Consider the following 19,763-nt stretch of genomic DNA (forward strand, 5'->3'; position numbering starts at 1 on the left):
CTCGTACACATAGCCTAGTATACTAGCTAATTTATATATTTTAACTTTTTTGCTTTGCAAAATTAGATTCACATCTAAAATATAAAAGGGGCTGGATTTATGTCCCAGCCCCACTCTTTTTAAATGATATTCTAATACACTCTATAATATGCTTGGTTACCCCACCAAGCTTTTTTCGCAGATGCACGTGCTTGTTTTCCAGCAGTGGTATAGCCACTATCTGAACGATATTTGCCGATTGCTGTAGAATCATGACCATAACTATTATGTGTGTAATATGACCAAACATATGTTGAGCCTATTCCATGACTCCATTTTCCACCTTCTGCCCATTCGTAAGCATTTGCAATTGTAGTTGTTCCCATTCCTAGTAATAAAGTGGCAATAATTATTGTTCTAGCAACATACTTTTTCATGAAAACACCGTTTTTTAAAACGTTCTCTATCTATTAAAAATAATATACAATAAAAACCCGCTAGCGTCAATAAATTTTCTGAATATTCTTACATTAATAAGTCTTTTCGTAATAATTATCATATTCTGAATATTCTATTGATTTAACTGTGATTTCGTGCTATGATTACGTCATTAAATCAATACGCTTTAGTTCGGTAGAGAGTGAAAGCGTTGATGGAAGTGAGGAACTATAAATGGAATACATCGAATACCAAGATAAAGTGCTTAAACGAAAAGATTTGGAACTCCGCTTTTTAAAATATTTCCAATCTCATCAATATGAAGTGATAGACCTGCATTTTATTGAACGTTTGAATTGGCAACAGTTGACGCAAGATGATTTAGAAAGTATGGGAACGCGCAGTATTTGGAAAAATGGTCAAAATTTCTTTGCGCTTCGTAATGACTGGACAGATCAACTTCAACATTATGTCAGAACGTATGCTTTAAATTTAAAACAAGCCGTATATGCAGGCCCTATCGCAAACAATGAACATATCAGCACAAACTTAGGTATTGAAGTATTTCATCCGACTTACCAAGAAATGTTGACGAGCTTTCAGTTAATGTTGGGATTTATTCAAAAGGAAATGAAACGCGAGGTAGATTTTGCGGTGATTGGTCACTATCAACTGTTATCGTTGTTGTTAAGTGAAGAAGAACGCACACCAAAAATCTTACAATTGATTAATGAACGTAACCTTTCTGAACTTAATCAGCAGTTGCCTAAAGGTCATAAACTTTTAGGTTTATTGAAACAACCGACTCATTTGCAACTGGATTATATTCGAAATATTATCCCTAACGATCATCCGACATACTTATCTTTATTACGATGGTCAGAAGAATTAAAACGTGCAGGCATCCAAACGATTCACTTAGATGTAACAACAATGCCACCGAAAACTTACTATATCGGCAGCTTTATGCAGCTGTTTGAAAATAGCCAGTCTGAACCGATAATGTCAGGCGGTCATTACAGTGGAACAATCGATGGTTTCGGTTTTGGGATTCAATTAGATTAGGAGGAACAAATTATGTTAACGATTGCCCTCAGCAAAGGGAGATTACTCAAAGACTTCATCGCATTTTTAGAACGCAACAACAATCCTATATGGGCAGAAGCTTTACATCAACGTGAACGTAAGCTGCAGATTACCGTAAAAGATATTAAATTCATTTTAGTTAAAGGAACAGATGTCCCTACTTATGTTGAAGAAGGTATCGCAGATTTAGGCATTACCGGCAGTGATATCTTAAGTGAAAAGCCAAATCATAATGTGAATAACTATATCGATTTACCATTCGGTCAATGCCACTTTTCTGTAGCAGCCAAACCTGGTGTGACAGATATCAATCGTGTTGCGACGACTTACGTTAATACTACACGCCAATATTTCAATCAACTCGGTCAAGATGTCAGCATCATTCCTTTATCTGGATCAGTGGAACTCGCAGCTGTCGTCAATATGGTTGATGCTATCGTGGATATCGTCCAAACAGGGACAACACTTAAATCTAACGGATTAGAAGAACGTGAACAAATTGGTAATGTAAATGCGAAATTAATTACCAATAAACATGCTTTCTTCAGTAAATCAGACGCTATTAATCAATTCATTACACAACTGGGGGTTTCTATACATGCTTAATAAAACTGAATTTTATGCGCGTTTCCAAAACGTTTCAGATATCGAACAATCATTAATCGACCAAGTCAACACAATCATTCAAAACGTCAAAAAGAATCAAGACAAAGCCTTATTTGACTATAATAAACAATTTGACGGTGTCGAACTTTCACAATTAGAAGTACCGCAAGCGGATATTGAAGCCAGCTTGACTCAAATCTCACCAGAATTACGTGAAGCTTTGACACAAAGCTTTGAAAATATCAAAGCATTCCAAGAACGTATCAAACATGAAGATGTTATCGGCGAATACACAAGTGAAATTTATAACCCGCTTGAAAGTGTCGGTATTTATGTTCCAGGCGGTAAAGCCGCTTATCCTTCGACTGTTTTAATGACTGCGACACTTGCTAAAGTTGCAGGGGTCAAAGAAATTATCGCAGTGACACCTCCACAAGCTGAAGGCATTAAACCAAGTATTCTAGCAGCTTGTAAAATTGCGGGTGTCGATCGTATTTTCCAAGTCGGCGGTGCACAAAGTATTGCGGCGTTAGCCTTTGGTACGGAAACTGTACCTAAAGTTGATAAGATCGTCGGACCAGGTAATCAGTTTGTTGCGTTAGCGAAACAATTACTTTATGGCTATGTCGGTATTGATCAAATCGCTGGACCAAGTGAGATTATGATTATCGCAGATGAAACATCTCGTCCTGAATTTATTGTTCAAGATATCTTAGCACAAGCTGAACACGATGAGCGTGCACGTACTTTCTTATTATCTACAAGTCAATCTTTATTAGAAGAAGTAGAAGCGTTATTACCAGAGGCTATCAACAATGCCCCAAGAAAAGCGATTATCGAACCAAGTGTACGAGACTTCCACTACCCTATTTTGACTGAAAGTATCGAAGATAATATAGAAATCGCAAACTATGTCGCACCTGAACATTTATCAATTCAAACAAAAGAACCTGACTATTACATCAACAAAATCAAATATGCTGGCGCAATGTTCTTAGGTTCTTATGCACCTGAAGCTTTAGGCGATTATAATGCAGGGCCAAGCCACGTCTTGCCTACTAACCAAACATCCCGCTTCACAAACGGTTTAACAGTCAATGACTTCCTCACAAGTCACTCTGTAATCCGTTATGACCAACATGCCTTCAACAACCTTGCAGAAGGCGCTATGACAATCGCCCATGAAGAAGGCTTATACCAACATGAAGCCTCAGTTAAAGTCAGAGTAGAACAGGAGGAATCATAATTGATTTATATTGATAAAAACGAAAGCCCGATTCCTGCACTTTCTAAATCAGAAATTGCAGAAGTCATTAATCATACAGATTTTCGCGTCTACCCAGAAACACAATATAATGATTTTCTTAAAGCATACGCGGATTTTTATAATTTAAATACCAATCAAGTTTTAGCTGCGAACGGATCTGATGAATGGATTCAAAAATGTATGTTAGCTCTGCCAGAAGGCCCAGTACTTACGTTAAGCCCAGATTTTGTTATGTATACCGAATTTGCGCGCCAAACTGAGCGTGACATTGAATATGTCTCATGCGACCAAGATTTCCGCTTCTCACTCGAAACGATTTTAAACCGTATTGATGACGTTCAACCTGCGTTCTTTATCATGAGCGTGCCACATAACCCAACAGGCGAACAATATCCTTTCAATTTTTTGAAAGCTATCAGCGACAAAATGAAAGCACTTGGCGGTTACTTTGTCATTGATGAAGCTTATATTGAATTTGGCGAACCGATTGAAGTAGCGTTAGAAGATCATATCATCGTCATGAAAACATTAAGTAAAGCCTTCGCGTTAGCTGGCTTACGTATCGGTGTCGTGATTTCAACACCAAAAACGATTCAATTATTAAATCGTTTCGCACACCCATATCCGATGAGCACTTTATCTTTAACACTAGCGGAAACATTATTTAAAGATACTAAACGCGTTATGAATCTGATCGCAGAACAACGTTACTTATGTCGTAAACTCAATGATATTTTCAAACCGTATCACAGCAATGATTTAAAAGTGATTCCATCTAAAGCAAACTTTGTCTTCACATATGGACCAAAAGCACGCAGTTTAGGTGAATACGTGATGGAACATGGTTTTAAACCACGTATTTATGATGAACCTGAATTAAATGAAGCTGTCCGTTATTCTATTGCGACAGATCAAGAACTCGATCAACTCTCACAAATCATCAAGGAATGGAGTGAACAAAATGACTTATCATAAAACACGCGCAACTAAAGAGACCTCTATAGAAGCAACGCTAGATTTTACCAATCAATCAGAAACATCGATTTCAACAGGGGTTGGCTTCTTAGACCATATGTTGACTTTGTTCAGCTTCCATAGCGGTATTGCCCTTCAGTTAAAAGTTGAGGGTGATACCTATGTTGATGATCATCACACAACAGAAGATATCGGAATTGTGTTAGGTCAATTATTATTAGAAGCTGTTCGTGAAAAAACATCTTTCACACGATACGGTACTTTCTATATTCCAATGGATGAAACGTTAGCACGTGTCGTTACAGATATCAGTGGACGTCCTTTCTTATCATTTAATGCCGAATTCTCTAAAGAGAAAGTCGGTACGTTCGATACAGAACTTGTCGAAGAATTCTTTAGAGCGCTTGTGATTAATGCCCGTTTGACAACACACATTGATTTAATCCGCGGCGGTAATACGCATCATGAAATTGAAGCGATTTTTAAAGCCTTTGCGCGCAGTTTAAAAATCGCACTTTCAGAAAGCGATACACAAGGTGTGCCTTCCTCTAAAGGAGTGATTGAATGATCGCGATTGTAGACTATGGTGTCGGAAATATCAAAAATGTTGAACGCGCGGTCAATCACTTAGGCTACGATGCACAACTGACAAGCGATTTTGACACAATTAAAGAAAGCTCGCATATTATCTTACCAGGTGTCGGTCATTTTAAAGATGCGATGACAGCACTCAAAGCTTCCGGCCTAGATAAGTTACTGATTGAGCTTCAAGACAAGAAACCGATGATCGGCATTTGTTTAGGTATGCAGCTGATGTTTGAACACAGTGATGAAGGCGATGTAGAGGGTTTAGGTATGATTCCTGGTCGTGTCGTGCCGATTGATACACCATACCCTGTACCGCACTTAGGTTGGAATAATTTAGAAAGTAAACACCCTCTTTTAGATAAAGACGTTTACTTTATTCACTCTTATTACGTTCAAACACCTGCACCGATTATTGCGACAGCGGAATATGGTCTGCCGATTACCGCCATTGTCCAAAAAGATAATAAAATCGGTATCCAATTTCATCCAGAAAAAAGCGGTGATTTCGGATTAGCTATTTTAGACCAAGCATTGAAAGGCGGTTTTATTCATGATTGAAGTATGGCCAGCAATTGATTTAATCGATTCACAAAGTGTGCGTTTAACTGAAGGTGACTATGAAACGAAAGAAGCGATGGCGAGAACTGCAGAAGAAGCCGTTCAATTCTATAGTCGTTATAAATGTGTGAAACGTATCCATGTTATCGATTTAATCGCTGCGAAAACTAAACAACCTGTTGAAGCGGATTATATTGAACAACTTGTTGGTTTAACAGATTTGCCGATTGAAGTTGGCGGCGGTATCCGTTCTACTGAAACGATTGAAGATTATTTCAATAAAGGTGTCGCTTATGTAATTGTCGGAACGAAAGGTATTCAAGATACCGCATGGCTTAAAACAGCTGCTGAACAGTTTCCAAATCGTATTTACCTATCTGTAGACGCTTATGTTGACGAAATCAAAGTTAACGGATGGTTAGAAGAAACAGGATTGAACTTATTTGAATTCGTTAAGACCATTGAACACTTACCGCTTGGTGGCTTGATTTATACAGATATTTCGAAAGACGGTAAATTAGAAGGACCGAACTTCGAATTAACGAAACAACTTGCGCAAGCGACTGCCCTACCCGTCGTCGCATCTGGCGGAATCCGCAGTTCTGATGATTTGAAGCGTTTAGAAGCGGATGGTGTACATGCGGCCATCGTCGGCAAAGCTGCGAATACTGAAGCCTTTTGGGAGGGATTAGAATGATAAAAAAGCGTATCATCCCTTGTCTTGATGTCAAAGACGGTCGTGTCGTCAAAGGTGTGAAGTTTAAAGGATTGCGTGATATCGGCGACCCTGTGGAAATGGCAGCGTACTATAACCAAGAACTAGCAGACGAACTTGTTTTCTTAGATATTTCACGTACTGAAAGTGGTCATCAAATGATGTTAGATATTATCGAAGAGACTGCTTCAAAACTGTTTATCCCATTAACCATCGGCGGCGGTATCAATTCTGTTGAAGATATCTCTATCTTGTTAAAACATGGTGCAGATAAAGTTTCATTAAACTCTAGCGCATTAAGAAATCCAGAATTAATTGCGGAGGCAAGTCAGAAATTCGGTACGCAATGTATTTGCGTCGCAATTGATGCGAAATGGGAAGAAGATAAACAAGATTGGTTCTGTTATACACATGGCGGTAAGCAACGCACAGATAAACGCACTTTAGACTGGGTTCAAGAAGTCGAAGCATTAGGTGCTGGTGAATTGCTTGTGACTAGTATGGATTACGATGGTGTCAAACAAGGATTTGATCACCGCTTATTATCATTAATCAATGACCGTGTATCTATTCCGATTATCGCTTCAGGCGGTGGCGGCAATGCGCAACACTTTGCGGATTTATTTAAGGAAACTGATGTTTCAGCCGGCCTCGCTGCCAGCATTTTCCATGATAAAGAAACAACCGTCGGCGCTGTGAAAGCATTTCTAAAAGAAGAAGGAGTTGAAGTCAGATGGCAATAACACCAGACTTTTCAAAAGGATTAGTACCCGCAATCTTACAACACTATCAAACTAAACAAGTGTTAATGCTGGGATATATGAATGAAGAAGCGTATCAAAAGACTTTAGAAGATAAAGTGTGTTGGTTTTATTCTCGAAGCAAAGAACGCCTATGGAAAAAAGGCGAGTCTTCTCACAACTACCAACATGTCGTTGATCTTAAATTAGATTGTGATCAAGATACAATATTAGTCTTCGTCAATCCAGATGGTCCAACTTGTCATACAGGTTCAACGAGTTGTTTCAATACAGAAACACCTTTCTTTATCGATAGTTTAGAAGACATTGTGCAATCACGCGCAAACAGCGATGATGACAAATCATATACTCATTACTTATTGAATGAAGGTATTGAGAAAATCACGAAGAAATTCGGTGAAGAAGCATTTGAAGTTGTGATTGCTGCTATGAAGAACGATCAAGAAGAATTAGCTAATGAGACAGCTGACGTCTTATATCACCTCTTTGTGTTACTCCACGCTTGTGGTGTAACTGTAGATGATGTGAAACAAGTTCTACAAAGCAGACATCAAAAAAGCGGTAATTTCAAAGGTGAACGTAAATCTGTTCAAGACTGGTAAAAATTGTTTTAAATAAGCATATAAAAAGCATGCGTTTGAGCTCAATCCAGAGCTTCAAACGCATGCTTTATTTATTGTAGTTATTTCTATGTTTAATGATGTTGAAAGTGATTTAAATTTCTACTAGGTTACTTTTTAACCAATTTGTACTTTTTCTTTTGGATAGTGATACAAGACAGGCTCTTTTCTGCCGCCAATCATTAAGATGAAGGAGATTAATCCAACCCGCCCGATAAACATCAAGACCATCAAGACCACTTTGGTGATATCTGTACCATCACTCGAGAGACCTAGCGATAACCCACAGGTTCCGAATGCAGACATGACTTCAAAGAAGACTTGTAGAATAGACATTTTACTGCCTTCTACTGCTTGAATAATCACAATTGATGTTAGTGATAAGATTGTTGCAACACTAAACACCATAAAGGTCTTTTGGATATCTGACGGCAAGATTTCTCTATTAAAGACTTTGATGGTAATACGTTCTGAATCCGTACGGAAATTTAAAATAAAGAGAATCAGAATCGCAAATGTCGTTGTTCGAATGCCCCCACCTACTGAACTTGGTGAAGATCCGATAAACATCAATGTCCCCATCAATGAGTTGGTCGCATCTGTAAATTGTGAGATGTCTACTGTCTGTAATCCGGCACTTCTGGTTGTAGTCGATTGGAACATGGCATAAAAGAGTGCTTTATGCCAACTGACGTCTTTCAACGTGTTGCCCATCTCTAAGATTAAAATCATCACTGTTCCGAATAAGAATAATGCGAAATACGTAATCGTTGTGATTTTCGCAAATAATGAGAAGCGGAAGTTCGGATTTCTATTACTGATATACGCTTTAATTTCTAATAGTACCGGGAACCCGATAGAACCCAGTGTAATCAAGAACATCACAATCGCTTGTACGAAATAATCATTCGCATAAGGAATCAATGAATTCCCTGTAATATCGAGTCCTGCGTTAGTTGTAGAGGCAACTGAAACGAAGAAGCCCTGCATTAACGCATATTGGATATCTGCGGTATCTCTATAGAAATAAAAGGCTAGTAATAGCGCACCGACAAGTTCAATCAATAAGACGGCTCTGACAATTTCAATAATCAATTGAACCGCACCACTCATCGTATGGCGGTTATTATCCAACATAATCATCTGACGTTCACGTAAGCCGATATGTTTACCTAAAATGAGCCATAACACCGTACCTAATGCCATGACGCCGACACCGCCGATATTTAAAATAATCATAATGACAATTTGTCCGAAAGTCGAATATGTATCGGCAATCGTCACAGGTGTCAATCCAGTCACACTGATCCCTGATACAGCCACAAATAATGTATCAATGGGATCCACGTGCACACCAGGCTTATGCACGCCAGGTAAATTTAACATCAAAAATGCTGCGATAATCGCAATCAAATAGAATAAGACAATACCTTGTTGAGGACTGGATCTTTTAAATAACTGGTTAAAAATGGACAACTGTTTTCACCTCAACACTACTTCAATTTAATCGTTATACTTTTTAGTTTACCATTTCGATATATTTTTGCAGATAATGGTTTCAAATCTGCTTGGTGTTCAAAGACAATCTGTCTATATCTTAAATTATCTTCAATTTTTTTACCATCTAATTCTACAATAATATCCCCTGTTTTTAAACCTGCTTTTTCACCTGGTGAGTTTTGATTTACTTCTCTGACTACAGTACCTTGTTGTAAATCTTTAGGAACTTTGAATTGATCACGTTCTTGATCTGATAAATCAGCGACATTCGATAAAGCAACACCTGTATTCGGATAATCAATTTTACCTTTATCTTCTAATTGTTTTGCGAGCGTCACAGCTTTATTAACTGGAATCGCAAAGGCCATGCCTTCTACTGCCGGCATATCAATTTTTAAAGAGACGATACCGACTAATTTACCGTTTTGATCAACTACTGCACCGCCTGAGTTACCAGGGTTGACAGGTGCATCAATTTGAAAGGCTTTTGTCAGTACATCATAGTGGTTGTCTTTATCGATATCTACAGGTACATTACGATTTAAACCTGAAACGACACCATTTGAAATACTGCCTTTAAAGTCAGCTCCTAACGGATTTCCTACTGTAATAACAGGTTCTGCTAATTGAAGCTGTTTAGAATCGCCAATACGTATAGCTTTGACATCACTATCTTTTTCAACGTTTGCTTTCACAACTGCTACATCTGAATATTTATCTTTACCGATGACTTTCCCTGTTGTTTCTTTGTTGTCATCGTATAAAATACGTTGTGTTTTTTTATCGCCGACTACATGACTATTCGTCAATATAAAAATGGAGTCGTCTACTTTTTTGTAGACGACACCTGAACCAATTTCATTATCAGAATTTGCGGTTTCTTTATCAATTGAGCTTTTATTTTTTGTTTTGTTCTCAACTGTTACGACTGAATGAATCGAACTTTTTGCTGCTTTCATCATAGCTGTCTCTTGTTTATCGCCACTGCCATCAAACGTTGCGACGTCACCGGCACTTCCATTATCACTTCTTAGATTATGGAATATCGCAAAGAGTAATAGCAATAAAATAATTACGCCGACCGCAATTGCGATTTTAGCCCAATGTTTTTCAAAGAATGCTTTGGCCTGATTGCTTTGTGTACTGTGTTTTGCAGGTTCGCCATCTTTATGAGGCGGTTTTGTTTCTGATTCTGTCTCTGTTGGTTCTTCTGATGTTGCGTGCTCATGAATTTTTGTGTCATCGTCTACTGTGACTGATGAAACATTTGAAACAGTTTTTTCATTCTTCACTGTTTCTTTTTTCGCACCTGCAGTGGATGTTGATGGCTGTTCTTTATGTAAGGATTCATCTTTTGATGATGTTTCTGCCTTCGGTGTCTCTGTTTGTTCATTTTCTACTTCAGGCTCACGTTTACCTTGCGCAATTTCTTGTTGATGTTGAATTTCTTCTTGTGTCAATTTTTCAATACGTGCTTTTCTTAAGTTGTCTTTCACACGTTCTTCATTGTTTTTAGCTTGCATTGCTGCTTTTTCTTTTTCTTGTGCTTGTTGCTCTTTTTCTTGTTCAACACGTTGTTCTCGTTCTTCATTATGGAAAAACTCTCGACGTTTTCGTTTATAATGACTTTTCGGTATAACTTGTTTTTCATCTGGTTGACGCTTTCCATTATCTTCTGCCATCATAACGCCCTCCTCTACTACAATCTTTCTTATCTATTATGACACAATCTATTGTAAATTTCTTGTAAACTTAGTGCTTTCACTAAAAATTTTAGAGGATTTTTTCTTCTACTTCAATCTGAAGATAAAACGAAAACCGTCTATCTTTTGAATCAATAAAGATAAACGGTTTGTCATTGCATATTGTATTATGAATTTGATTGTTCTTTTGCTTTCTTTTTGTTGTGGCGTAAAGATGATAACCAACCAAAGATAACAAGTCCAATCATGACACCCCAGAAAATGATTTGCCATAATGTTGAATGTGGGAAATGCTCTGGAATTAAATGAACTTGTGGATGTGCAAGAACAAGTACCACTAATTTGATACCAACCCATCCGACAATCGCAAAGGCTGCACCTTCAAGACCAGGATATTTATTTAATAGTTCTACGAACCAAGTTGCCGCAAAACGCATTAAGATAACACCGATCATACCACCCATGAACATTACTGCGAATTGACCTAAGTCCATACCGCCGAAATGAATACCAACTGGTTTCAACGTGAAGGCAATGGCCATTGCTGCAAGCATTGAGTCAATCGCAAAGGCAATATCCGCAAATTCGACTTTCGCAACAGTACTCCAAAAGGCTTTCGGGCTGACTTTCTTTTCAGTTCCGTGCTCATCATAGTGATGATCATCACCTTCTGGTTGTTCAGGTCCATGACCTTTGGATTTGTAGAATTGATATAAATTCCGTCCTGACATATATAGTAAATAAACGGCACCAGCTGCTTGGATAAACCAGAAGTTTACTAAGTAACTGATTAGGAATAATGATAAGAATCTAAAGATAAAGGCTCCTAATAAACCGTAAAATAATGCTTTCTTTCTTTGCTCAGGCGGTAAATGTCTTACCATTACTGCCATAACCACTGCGTTATCCGCAGCAAGTAATCCTTCTAAAAATACGAGTACGAGCAATACCCATCCGTAGGATAAAATTAAACTCGGATCCATTCAATGACCACTCCTTCAAAATAATTCAATCGTCTGGCTAAAAAACGTGGACAAAATAAAAGAGACCTATGCTAAATAAATAGCAAAGGTCTCACTTGAATCCATAGCTGTTTGTACGGACTCCATTTTACCGGAAATGTCTATGCATTTCGTAATGACGATAAGAATGTTGAAGCGGAATTGAATCCAACTTCGTAAGTTACTCCCCTCTGACATGACTGTCATAGGTATTCATTTATTTAAAATAATTATACCCCATTGGATACCTATAATAAACTATAAAGTTTAATTTCAGGGAATTTTTCTTCAAACCAACGCGTCGCAAATTCATTTTCAAACAATAATACTTTTTGTTCATAGCGGTCTTGTACTAAGATAGAACGCGCTGTACTCATCTTATCTTGGATATCTTCTTCATTTTCAACCCAACGTGCAATTTTGCGGCCAACGGGTTCCATAATCACATCGACATTATATTCATTATTCATACGGTGTTCGAAAACTTCGAATTGCAGTTGACCTACAGCACCTAAAATAATTTGGTTTGTATGCAATGTTTTGTAGTATTGGATGGCACCTTCTTGTACCAATTGTTCAATACCTTTATGGAAGTGTTTTTGCTTCATTACGTTTTTCGGTGATACTTTCATAAAGAGTTCAGGTGTGAATTGTGGCAGATCTTCAAAACTGAATTTTTGGTTGCCACCGACTAATGTATCGCCGATTTGGTAATTACCTGTATCATATAAACCGATAATATCTCCCGCAACTGCATGGTTGATTGTTTCTTTATCATCCGCCATAAATGATGTTGAACGTGTTACTTTTTGTTTTTTATTTGTACGTTGTAGCTTCACGTCCATACCACGCTCAAATGCGCCACTGACAATACGCATAAATGCGATTCTGTCACGGTGTTTAGGATCCATGTTAGCTTGGATTTTAAAGATAAATCCTGAGAAGTCAGGCGCAAATGGACTCACTTCTTCTTCGTCTTTTGTTAAACGGCCATTAGGCATCGGCGCATGGTCTACATAAGCATTTAAGAAGCTTTGTACACCGAAGTTTGCTAATGCTGAACCGAAGAATACGGGTGTTAATTCACCTGCTAACATCATTTCGTTATCGAATTCTTCGCCCGCTTCTTCCACCAACATAAATTCTTCAATTGCTTGTGCGAAGGTACTATCGTTTGTAATTGGATGTTCTTCTTCAATTTCATAGTCTTCATTGATATGCAATAAGTGTTCTTCATCTCTGAATGGTTCAATCGTACGATCTTCACGATCGATAATACCGAAGAAGTTTTGACCCATACCTACAGGCCAGTTCATCGGATACGTTTTAATATTCAAAGTTTCTTCAATTTCATCTAACAACTCGAAAGGTTCTTTACCAACACGATCCAGTTTGTTGATGAAAGTGAAGATAGGAATACCACGCATTTTACATACTTTGAAGAGTTTTAATGTTTGAGGCTCAATCCCTTTGGCACAGTCAATTACCATCACAGCACTATCGACTGCCATTAACGTACGATACGTATCTTCCGAGAAGTCTTCATGCCCCGGTGTATCTAAAATATTAATATTAAAATCATCATAGTTGAACTGCATCACAGAACTTGTTACTGAGATACCACGTTCTTGTTCCACTTTCATCCAGTCACTTGTTGCGAATTTCCCAGATTTCTTCCCTTTAACCGTCCCTGCTTCACGAATGGCACCGCCAAATAATAGTAGTTTTTCAGTTAAAGTGGTTTTCCCGGCATCCGGGTGAGAAATAATCGCAAAGGTTTTTCTGGATTCAATTTCATCCTTTATACTCATCTTTCGTCTCCTTTATCAAATAGAATTAAAGTCAGTTCGTGCGCTAAGCTTTCCGCTTCAGCTTCATCCATTAAGTTAAATAGTTCCATTACTAAGTCTTCTTCTACATCTTCTGCTGACTCCTTTTTATCTATCAACGCAGACCAACTCATATCAGGAACCGCTATGAGCTGGTTCTGCATTGTTTCATCTGTATAACTATAGACGATTGCACCTTCTATCGTTTGAAGTGTCCTAATCTTCAGAAGGGCCACCTCCAAATTTCTTGTAAGACGCTTCTAAACCAATCAAATCATCACGATGTGGTACTTTAACATGACCTGGCATAATTTGATAAGGCTCACGTCCTTTTGAAGCTAATACAACAGTATCGCCTGGTTCTGCAACTTCAATCGCATGACGAATTCCTTCAGCACGATCCGTAAACTCTACATAATTGTCATGTGTCGCACCTTTAGCTAATTCATGCGTTAACATTTTCGGATCATCATTCGCTGGATTATCCGGCGTAAAGATAACATAATCTGCACGACTTGCTTGTCTGCCCATTTCTGGTGTTTTCGTTAAATCGCGTTCTCCTGCCATACCGACAAGTAAAATGAATTTTTGTTTCACAAACGGTTTAACCGCATCAATCAGCTTTTCAATACCATCTGTCGTATGGGCATAATCAATGATTAAATCAATTGGTAGTGAACGATCTAACACTTCTAAACGACCTTCAACCGGTTCTAATTGGCTGACTACGTCCACGATGTCTTGCATAGGTGTACCTTTACTCCAAAATGCAGTCATCGCTGCCATAATATTTGAAATGTTGAATTGACCGACATAAGGTGAATCCACGTGGAATGTACCGTCTGGTGTCACAAAATCAAATGAAGCACCTGTTAATGATTCTTTGATATTTTCAGCTTGGAATTGTGCTTTATTATGAATACCATACGTAAATACCTCGTATGGTGTTACGGTTTTCAAGTATTCAGAGAATGCATCATCTTGGTTGACGATTGCATATTTTTCTTTACTTAAATCCTCACCTAATTGGCTGAATAAGAGTGACTTCGCGTGACCATATGCTTCCATAGTGCCATGAAAGTCTAAATGGTCTTGTGTTAAGTTTGAAAAAACAGCAACATCAAATTCAACACCGCTTAAACGACCTAAAGCTAAACCATGACTTGATACTTCTAATGTCATGGCTTCAGCACCCGCATCTACTGCTTCATGTACTTTCTTCGTCAATGTCACAGTTTCTGGTGTTGTATTTTCACCTTTTGTGACTGTTTCATTGATTTGGAATCCATTTGTTCCTAAATAAGCACTGCCTTTTCCTAATTTACGATGAATTAGGTGAATCATCGTCGCAATAGATGTTTTACCATTCGTACCAGTCACACCATACGTTACCAATTTTTCGCTCGGATATTGATATAATTTATGTACAATCAAACTTGCGACACGTCTTGTATTCGGCACAATCACTTGTGTCACATCGCCTGTTAATTGTTGTTCACGTTCTACTACAATCACTTTGCAGCCTTGTTCAACTACATTTTGGCAAAATTTATGGCTGTCTACTGTATAGCCTTTTGAAGCAACAAAGATACTGCCTGCTTTTGCAGTACGAGAATCTGTTGTTACATCATCTACTTCTCTATCTAAACTGCCAAGTACTTGTTTCGATTTTATCTTTTCGAACAATTCGTTCGCTTTCACATCGATCGCCCCTTCTTTTCCAATACTACTATATTATACATTTTTTCTTTAGAAATCTAGATGCGTGAGTTCATTTTCTATTGTACATTTTTCTACGTTATTAATATATCGATTACGCTGTCAATTATATATTAAATTCAAATACTTCCTATATAAGAGAAGCACAATTTACAAATCACGAATCTCTTTTTCATTGAACCAAATGTTAAGAAAGTATGAAAATATTTTTATACTCTGTGAATAAGTGTTATAATTCAGTGATGTTAGCGTCAATATTATTTAATCTGGCTGCAACATACGTTACACTGTAGACAAAGCAATATATTCTATATATTAGCTTCACATAGACAACATTAAATCTACTAACTGGAGGGTGGCTGGTTTCATGGTTACTCAAAATAAGAAGATATTGATAATTACAGGTTCTTTCGGGAACGGCCATTTGCAAGTGACGAACAGCGTTGTGAATCAATTAAATGAAATGAATCTTAAACACTTATCTGTGATTGAACATGATTTATTTTTAGAAGCACATCCCATCTTAACATCCATTTGCAAAAAGTATTATATCAATAGTTTTAAATATTTCAGAAATTCATACAAACGTTTTTACTATAGCCGCCCAAAAGACATTGATAAATGTTTTTACAAATACTACGGTTTAAACAAATTGATCAATTTGTTGATTAAAGAAAAACCTGATTTGATTTTACTGACATTCCCAACGCCGGTCATGTCTGTTTTAACAGAACAATTTAATATGAATATCCCGATTGCGACGGTAATGACAGATTATCGCTTACATAAAAACTGGGTAACGCCCCACTCTTCACGTTACTATGTCGCTACAGAAGACTTAAAACAAGAATTTAAAGATATCGGCGTACCACAAGATATTATAAAAGTTACAGGTATTCCAATTTCATCACAATTTGAAGAAGACATTGATAAAGACGCTTGGATGCGTCAAAATCGCTTAGATCCTAACCGTCCTACTATTTTAATGTCTGCGGGTGCATTTGGTGTATCTAAAGGCTTTGAATCAATGATTGCCGATATTTTAGAACGTACGCCAGAGACACAAGTTGTAATGGTATGCGGACGCAATAAAGAATTAAAACGTAATTTAAAGCATCAATTTAAAGGCAATCATAATGTGTTGATTTTAGGTTATACACATCATATGAACGAATGGATAGCAGCCTCTAACCTTATGATTACTAAGCCTGGCGGTATTACGATATCAGAAGCGCTTGCACGTAAAGTGCCGATGATTTTCTTAGATCCAGCGCCAGGTCAAGAGTTAGAAAATGCACTTTACTTTGAGTCTAAAGGCATGGGTAAAGTGGCAGACACAACAGAAGAAGCAATTGCTTTAATTACAGATTTAACACAAGATGAAAAAGAACTAGATACAATGGTTGCTCGTATGCAAGACTTAAAAGTCAAATACCCTACCTATAAATTATGCCGAGACTTACTTCATCTCTTAGATGAATCTTCACAAACAGAAGAAATTTATGGAAAGGTACCATTATATGCAAAGCTCTTCCTCAAGTAAATACAACGCAAACTATAAACGTAATTTCATAATTATGTTGTTTATATTGTTCTTTATGGAATTCGCACGAGGCATGTTTGTCTTAGGTTACCTTCCGTTCTTACCTACTGTTTCTTCAGTAGCTGTCGGTGTAACCTCAGCTGCAGTTTCCATTCATTATATTTCTGATGCCGCAACAAACTTTGTTGTCGGCTTCTTATTAAAACGATTCGGTGCGAAACCAGTATTGACACTCGGCTTTTTACTGGCTTTCGGCAGTTTGTTTTTAGTGATTTGGTTCCCTTATAATGCCATTATTTTAATTATGAGTTCCATCTTACTAGGTGTCGCTTCAAGCCCAATTTGGGTCATTATGCTATCTAGTGTACGTGATGAATCTCGTGGTAAACAAATGGGCCATGTTTATTTCGCATGGCTATTTGGTTTATTAGCAGGTATGATTGGCATGCTGCTAATTGTTAAAGTGCATCCAACACACTTTACATTCTTAATGGCACTCGTTGTGTTAGTAGCTTGGATACTTTATTACTTTGTTAAGATCCGTCTCACTAACTACAAAACACGTCGTTTAAAAGAACAACTTGCGCAAATTAAACGTGTGGCACATTCAAATGGTGTCCTATTTCCAGGTATTATCTTACAAGGTGCTTCAATCAGTGCACTTGTACCGATTTTACCGACTTACGCAACAAAAGTGGTAAAAGTTAGTATGGTTGAATATACGGCAGCTTTGATTATTGGTGGTGTCGGTTGCGCTATATCCATGCTATTCTTATCAAAAATCATCGATCATCATGGTAATAAATTTATGTTCAGTGCGATTTTTACAGGCTTTGTATTATATACACTTGCCATATTTAGTCTTTCACTCATTACACAGATCTACCTTGTGTGGGGTGTCGCACTGTTTATTGGTTTAATGTATGGCTTTTTATTACCAGCTTGGAATACGTTCATGGCTAAGTTCATTAAGCAAGATGAACAAGAAGAAACTTGGGGTGTCTTTAACAGCATCCAAGGCGTCGGTGCTATGATTGGTCCACTTATCGGTGGAATGCTTTATCAATTTACGAATAACTTGAATATGACGTTCTACTTCTCAGGAGGCGTCTTCGTCTTCTTAGCCATTTTCTATGGGATTTATTTCCTGCGTATTCAAAAACAACAACCAACAAAATAATGTAAGTTGTCATAAAAAGGCAGCCGATTCAGACATAGAATCGGCTGCCTTTTTGTATATGTATTTAAAAGTAAGAGGTTAAGACATTGAAAATAGATAGTAACATCTACACTATCGAGCCCTCAATATCACAATGTCTCAGCCCCGTACTTTTTATCACTGAAATGCTGTGAGATCTTTCATACACTTCATAGCTTATTTGAAACTGAATGTGTCGATTGTTTCCCATTTGTCAGCTTCATTATTATATTTCAATAATGTCAACTCACTAATTGTTTCTTCGTAATCAATACCAGCCAGTTTAACTTGTCCAAAGATATCTTCGAATTCTTGGCTTGTTAAACCTTGAGCAATTGTAAAATGCGGAACAAATGAATGTTCTGGTTGGCCGTAAAAATCACCATTATTGAAGCGATTATCTAATTCTTCTAATTCAGGTGTTTTTTCAACTTTAAAATAAATCACATTATTTACAGGTGCGAAATTTGATGCTTTCGTTGCATGAATGTGAAGTGGCGCAATGCCTTCGATACGTGATTGAATATCTTCTTTCACGCTGTCAAAATCATTATCTTCAACCTCAAATGAATCTTTGATTGTAATATGAGGTGGGATTTGCGCATAGCGTTCATCATAACGTTTACGATATGCATCAATTTTTTCACGGAATGTTTTTGATGGAATTAATGCTAACCCTAAAATCATTTGAATTCCTCCTTAGATTGAACTATATGGCCATTATAGCAAACATTCTATGAAATCGTTACCAAAAACTGTGACTTTACAGAATTTACTGAATGGTTTACTCCGCTAAAAAGTATAAAAGTAAGGGTTCCATTAGCTTTCTCCAGTACTTCCAACGATGTCCCCCATCAAATTCTTCATAATAATGTGTAACATTAAACTTCTCTAACAAGTCTTTTAATTCACGATTTGGTGTTAAGAAATCCGCACGTTCACCTGTAGTCGGCAACGCAAAGTCAATTTCTTCTTTACCAACCGCTTGCCATATATCTAACTGATCAATAAACTGACAACGATTTGCGAGTAAATCGACGACTTCATTAAACATCGGACTGAACATACCGACTTGATTAAATAAACGAGGATACGAAAGTGCCGTCATTAACGCAATTGAGCCTGCTAAACTATCACCTAATAACACACGTCCATTCGCCACTTTAAATGTCGGAAATGTTTTATCGATATACGGTAACAACTCTTGTCCCATTGCTTTGACAGTTAAAGGTGCACGGCTGCCATTGGGTGAAAATTCTTCTCTCCGCTTATCCACGGTTTCATAATGGAAACCAATGAAAATGGCACGTTCTACTTGTTCATCTTCTCTTAAGCGTTCATAGACGCGATGAATTTGTCCGAAACGAAAGAAGTCTAAACCATCAAAACAAAACACTAATTTATATTTAAATAATGGTGAATAATTTTTAGGTAAGTAGATAGATAACGTAATATCACGTTCTAAAATATCACTATGAAATTGTGTTTGAGTCACAACACCTGGTTCTAGTTCACTCACAATACTCTCTCCTTATTGTTAAATTTAACTCTAGTTTAACAATTTTTATGCGCATTGGGTAATAAGCTAGATATTAACTAGCTTTATTGTGCCATTCCGATTAATCCTATAAGTATTTATTTGTAAAGTTTAATGTTTATTTTCATTAAAAGTGTTGC

At 37.3% G+C, this 19,763-nt stretch carries 20 protein-coding genes; 11 read left to right on the forward strand and 9 right to left on the reverse strand.

The window, feature by feature from the left end:
• Nucleotides 1-131: 131 nt before the first annotated feature.
• A complete protein-coding gene (locus tag HMPREF3031_RS02715) occupies nt 132-416 on the reverse strand; it encodes a lactococcin 972 family bacteriocin (RefSeq protein ID WP_023015830.1) in 285 nt (94 codons plus the stop codon).
• A gap of 235 nt (nt 417-651) precedes the next feature.
• Here HMPREF3031_RS02715 and HMPREF3031_RS02720 point away from each other — a divergent pair, with 235 nt between their 5' ends.
• Genes HMPREF3031_RS02720 through hisIE form a run of 9 tightly spaced genes read left to right on the forward strand, consistent with a single transcriptional unit; the run spans nt 652 to nt 7,575 of the window.
• Nucleotides 652-1,482, forward strand: a complete 831-nt coding sequence (locus HMPREF3031_RS02720; protein ID WP_002480431.1) for an ATP phosphoribosyltransferase regulatory subunit — start codon at nt 652-654, stop codon at nt 1,480-1,482.
• A 12-nt stretch (nt 1,483-1,494) separates the two neighbouring features.
• Complete coding sequence (hisG, locus tag HMPREF3031_RS02725; RefSeq protein ID WP_002480430.1) at nt 1,495-2,109, forward strand: ATP phosphoribosyltransferase; 615 nt, start codon at nt 1,495-1,497, stop codon at nt 2,107-2,109.
• The gene (hisD, locus tag HMPREF3031_RS02730) at nt 2,102-3,355 is read left to right on the forward strand and encodes a histidinol dehydrogenase (RefSeq protein ID WP_023015828.1); all 1,254 of its coding nucleotides are present in this window, start codon (nt 2,102-2,104) and stop codon (nt 3,353-3,355) included. Before hisG ends, hisD begins: the two co-directional genes overlap by 8 nt.
• Nucleotides 3,356-4,351, forward strand: coding sequence for a pyridoxal phosphate-dependent aminotransferase (locus tag HMPREF3031_RS02735; protein WP_002480428.1), 996 nt, complete (start codon nt 3,356-3,358; stop codon nt 4,349-4,351).
• Nucleotides 4,338-4,919: an imidazoleglycerol-phosphate dehydratase HisB gene (gene hisB, locus HMPREF3031_RS02740; RefSeq protein ID WP_002480427.1), complete on the forward strand. Its 582-nt coding sequence runs from the start codon at nt 4,338-4,340 to the stop codon at nt 4,917-4,919. Before HMPREF3031_RS02735 ends, hisB begins: the two co-directional genes overlap by 14 nt.
• The gene (gene hisH, locus HMPREF3031_RS02745) at nt 4,916-5,497 is read left to right on the forward strand and encodes an imidazole glycerol phosphate synthase subunit HisH (protein ID WP_002480426.1); all 582 of its coding nucleotides are present in this window, start codon (nt 4,916-4,918) and stop codon (nt 5,495-5,497) included. The genes hisB and hisH overlap by 4 nt, the downstream gene beginning before the upstream one ends.
• Nucleotides 5,490-6,194, forward strand: coding sequence for a 1-(5-phosphoribosyl)-5-((5-phosphoribosylamino)methylideneamino)imidazole-4-carboxamide isomerase (gene hisA, locus HMPREF3031_RS02750; protein ID WP_002480425.1), 705 nt, complete (start codon nt 5,490-5,492; stop codon nt 6,192-6,194). The genes hisH and hisA overlap by 8 nt, the downstream gene beginning before the upstream one ends.
• Nucleotides 6,191-6,955 (forward strand): imidazole glycerol phosphate synthase subunit HisF, encoded by a 765-nt coding sequence (hisF, locus tag HMPREF3031_RS02755; protein WP_002480424.1) that lies wholly within the window; start codon nt 6,191-6,193, stop codon nt 6,953-6,955. Before hisA ends, hisF begins: the two co-directional genes overlap by 4 nt.
• Nucleotides 6,946-7,575 carry a bifunctional phosphoribosyl-AMP cyclohydrolase/phosphoribosyl-ATP diphosphatase HisIE gene (gene hisIE, locus HMPREF3031_RS02760; RefSeq protein WP_002480423.1) on the forward strand — a complete coding sequence of 210 codons (630 nt, stop codon included), beginning with the start codon at nt 6,946-6,948 and terminating at the stop codon, nt 7,573-7,575. Before hisF ends, hisIE begins: the two co-directional genes overlap by 10 nt.
• Nucleotides 7,576-7,710: 135 nt before the next feature.
• Here hisIE and HMPREF3031_RS02765 read toward each other — a convergent pair whose 3' ends face one another.
• The 6 genes from HMPREF3031_RS02765 to HMPREF3031_RS02790 form a co-directional block, all read right to left on the reverse strand.
• Nucleotides 7,711-9,069, reverse strand: coding sequence for a TrkH family potassium uptake protein (locus HMPREF3031_RS02765; RefSeq protein ID WP_002480422.1), 1,359 nt, complete (start codon nt 9,067-9,069; stop codon nt 7,711-7,713).
• Nucleotides 9,070-9,086: 17 nt separating this feature from the next.
• Entirely contained in the window at nt 9,087-10,778 is a 1,692-nt protein-coding gene (locus HMPREF3031_RS02770; protein ID WP_002480421.1) for a S1C family serine protease, read from the reverse strand.
• 185 nt (nt 10,779-10,963) lie between these two features.
• Nucleotides 10,964-11,779, reverse strand: a complete 816-nt coding sequence (locus HMPREF3031_RS02775) for a TerC family protein (RefSeq protein WP_002480420.1) — start codon at nt 11,777-11,779, stop codon at nt 10,964-10,966.
• Between the two features lie 266 nt (nt 11,780-12,045).
• Complete coding sequence (locus HMPREF3031_RS02780) at nt 12,046-13,608, reverse strand: peptide chain release factor 3 (protein ID WP_002480419.1); 1,563 nt, start codon at nt 13,606-13,608, stop codon at nt 12,046-12,048.
• On the reverse strand, nt 13,605-13,862 hold the full coding sequence (locus HMPREF3031_RS02785) for a YueH family protein (RefSeq protein ID WP_023015819.1): 258 nt from the start codon (nt 13,860-13,862) through the stop codon (nt 13,605-13,607). Before HMPREF3031_RS02785 ends, HMPREF3031_RS02780 begins: the two co-directional genes overlap by 4 nt.
• Nucleotides 13,843-15,327 carry a UDP-N-acetylmuramoyl-L-alanyl-D-glutamate--L-lysine ligase gene (locus HMPREF3031_RS02790; protein ID WP_070724586.1) on the reverse strand — a complete coding sequence of 495 codons (1,485 nt, stop codon included), beginning with the start codon at nt 15,325-15,327 and terminating at the stop codon, nt 13,843-13,845. The genes HMPREF3031_RS02785 and HMPREF3031_RS02790 overlap by 20 nt, the downstream gene beginning before the upstream one ends.
• A 385-nt stretch (nt 15,328-15,712) precedes the next feature.
• Here HMPREF3031_RS02790 and HMPREF3031_RS02795 point away from each other — a divergent pair, with 385 nt between their 5' ends.
• Both HMPREF3031_RS02795 and ltaA read left to right on the forward strand, forming a co-directional pair.
• Nucleotides 15,713-16,888 (forward strand): diglucosyl diacylglycerol synthase, encoded by a 1,176-nt coding sequence (locus tag HMPREF3031_RS02795; RefSeq protein ID WP_002480416.1) that lies wholly within the window; start codon nt 15,713-15,715, stop codon nt 16,886-16,888.
• Nucleotides 16,866-18,068: a lipoteichoic acid biosynthesis MFS flippase LtaA gene (ltaA, locus tag HMPREF3031_RS02800; RefSeq protein WP_002480415.1), complete on the forward strand. Its 1,203-nt coding sequence runs from the start codon at nt 16,866-16,868 to the stop codon at nt 18,066-18,068. Before HMPREF3031_RS02795 ends, ltaA begins: the two co-directional genes overlap by 23 nt.
• Before the next feature lie 195 nt (nt 18,069-18,263).
• On the opposite strand, the gene HMPREF3031_RS02805 is transcribed toward ltaA, so the two are convergent.
• Together HMPREF3031_RS02805 and HMPREF3031_RS02810 are read right to left on the reverse strand one after the other, a co-directional pair.
• Complete coding sequence (locus tag HMPREF3031_RS02805; protein WP_002480414.1) at nt 18,264-18,773, reverse strand: YjcG family protein; 510 nt, start codon at nt 18,771-18,773, stop codon at nt 18,264-18,266.
• A gap of 97 nt (nt 18,774-18,870) precedes the next feature.
• Nucleotides 18,871-19,605, reverse strand: coding sequence for an esterase family protein (locus tag HMPREF3031_RS02810; protein WP_002480413.1), 735 nt, complete (start codon nt 19,603-19,605; stop codon nt 18,871-18,873).
• Between the last annotated feature and the right edge of the window lie 158 nt (nt 19,606-19,763).

The organism is Staphylococcus sp. HMSC072B07 (assembly GCF_001815505.1).
GTDB lineage: Bacteria > Bacillota > Bacilli > Staphylococcales > Staphylococcaceae > Staphylococcus > Staphylococcus simulans.

Bases quoted from the DNA above. Each gene is read 5' to 3' on its own strand.
- hisG (WP_002480430.1), top strand. From the start codon at position 1,495: ATGTTAACGATTGCCCTCAGCAAAGGGAGATTACTCAAAGACTTCATC.
- hisA (WP_002480425.1), top strand. From the start codon at position 5,490: ATGATTGAAGTATGGCCAGCAATTGATTTAATCGATTCACAAAGTGTG.
- hisH (WP_002480426.1), top strand. From the start codon at position 4,916: ATGATCGCGATTGTAGACTATGGTGTCGGAAATATCAAAAATGTTGAA.
- HMPREF3031_RS02775 (WP_002480420.1), bottom strand. From the start codon at position 11,779: ATGGATCCGAGTTTAATTTTATCCTACGGATGGGTATTGCTCGTACTC.
- hisD (WP_023015828.1), top strand. From the start codon at position 2,102: ATGCTTAATAAAACTGAATTTTATGCGCGTTTCCAAAACGTTTCAGAT.
- hisF (WP_002480424.1), top strand. From the start codon at position 6,191: ATGATAAAAAAGCGTATCATCCCTTGTCTTGATGTCAAAGACGGTCGT.
- hisIE (WP_002480423.1), top strand. From the start codon at position 6,946: ATGGCAATAACACCAGACTTTTCAAAAGGATTAGTACCCGCAATCTTA.
- HMPREF3031_RS02770 (WP_002480421.1), bottom strand. From the start codon at position 10,778: ATGATGGCAGAAGATAATGGAAAGCGTCAACCAGATGAAAAACAAGTT.
- ltaA (WP_002480415.1), top strand. From the start codon at position 16,866: ATGCAAAGCTCTTCCTCAAGTAAATACAACGCAAACTATAAACGTAAT.
- HMPREF3031_RS02805 (WP_002480414.1), bottom strand. From the start codon at position 18,773: ATGATTTTAGGGTTAGCATTAATTCCATCAAAAACATTCCGTGAAAAA.
- HMPREF3031_RS02720 (WP_002480431.1), top strand. From the start codon at position 652: ATGGAATACATCGAATACCAAGATAAAGTGCTTAAACGAAAAGATTTG.
- HMPREF3031_RS02715 (WP_023015830.1), bottom strand. From the start codon at position 416: ATGAAAAAGTATGTTGCTAGAACAATAATTATTGCCACTTTATTACTA.
- HMPREF3031_RS02795 (WP_002480416.1), top strand. From the start codon at position 15,713: ATGGTTACTCAAAATAAGAAGATATTGATAATTACAGGTTCTTTCGGG.
- HMPREF3031_RS02780 (WP_002480419.1), bottom strand. From the start codon at position 13,608: ATGAGTATAAAGGATGAAATTGAATCCAGAAAAACCTTTGCGATTATT.
- hisB (WP_002480427.1), top strand. From the start codon at position 4,338: ATGACTTATCATAAAACACGCGCAACTAAAGAGACCTCTATAGAAGCA.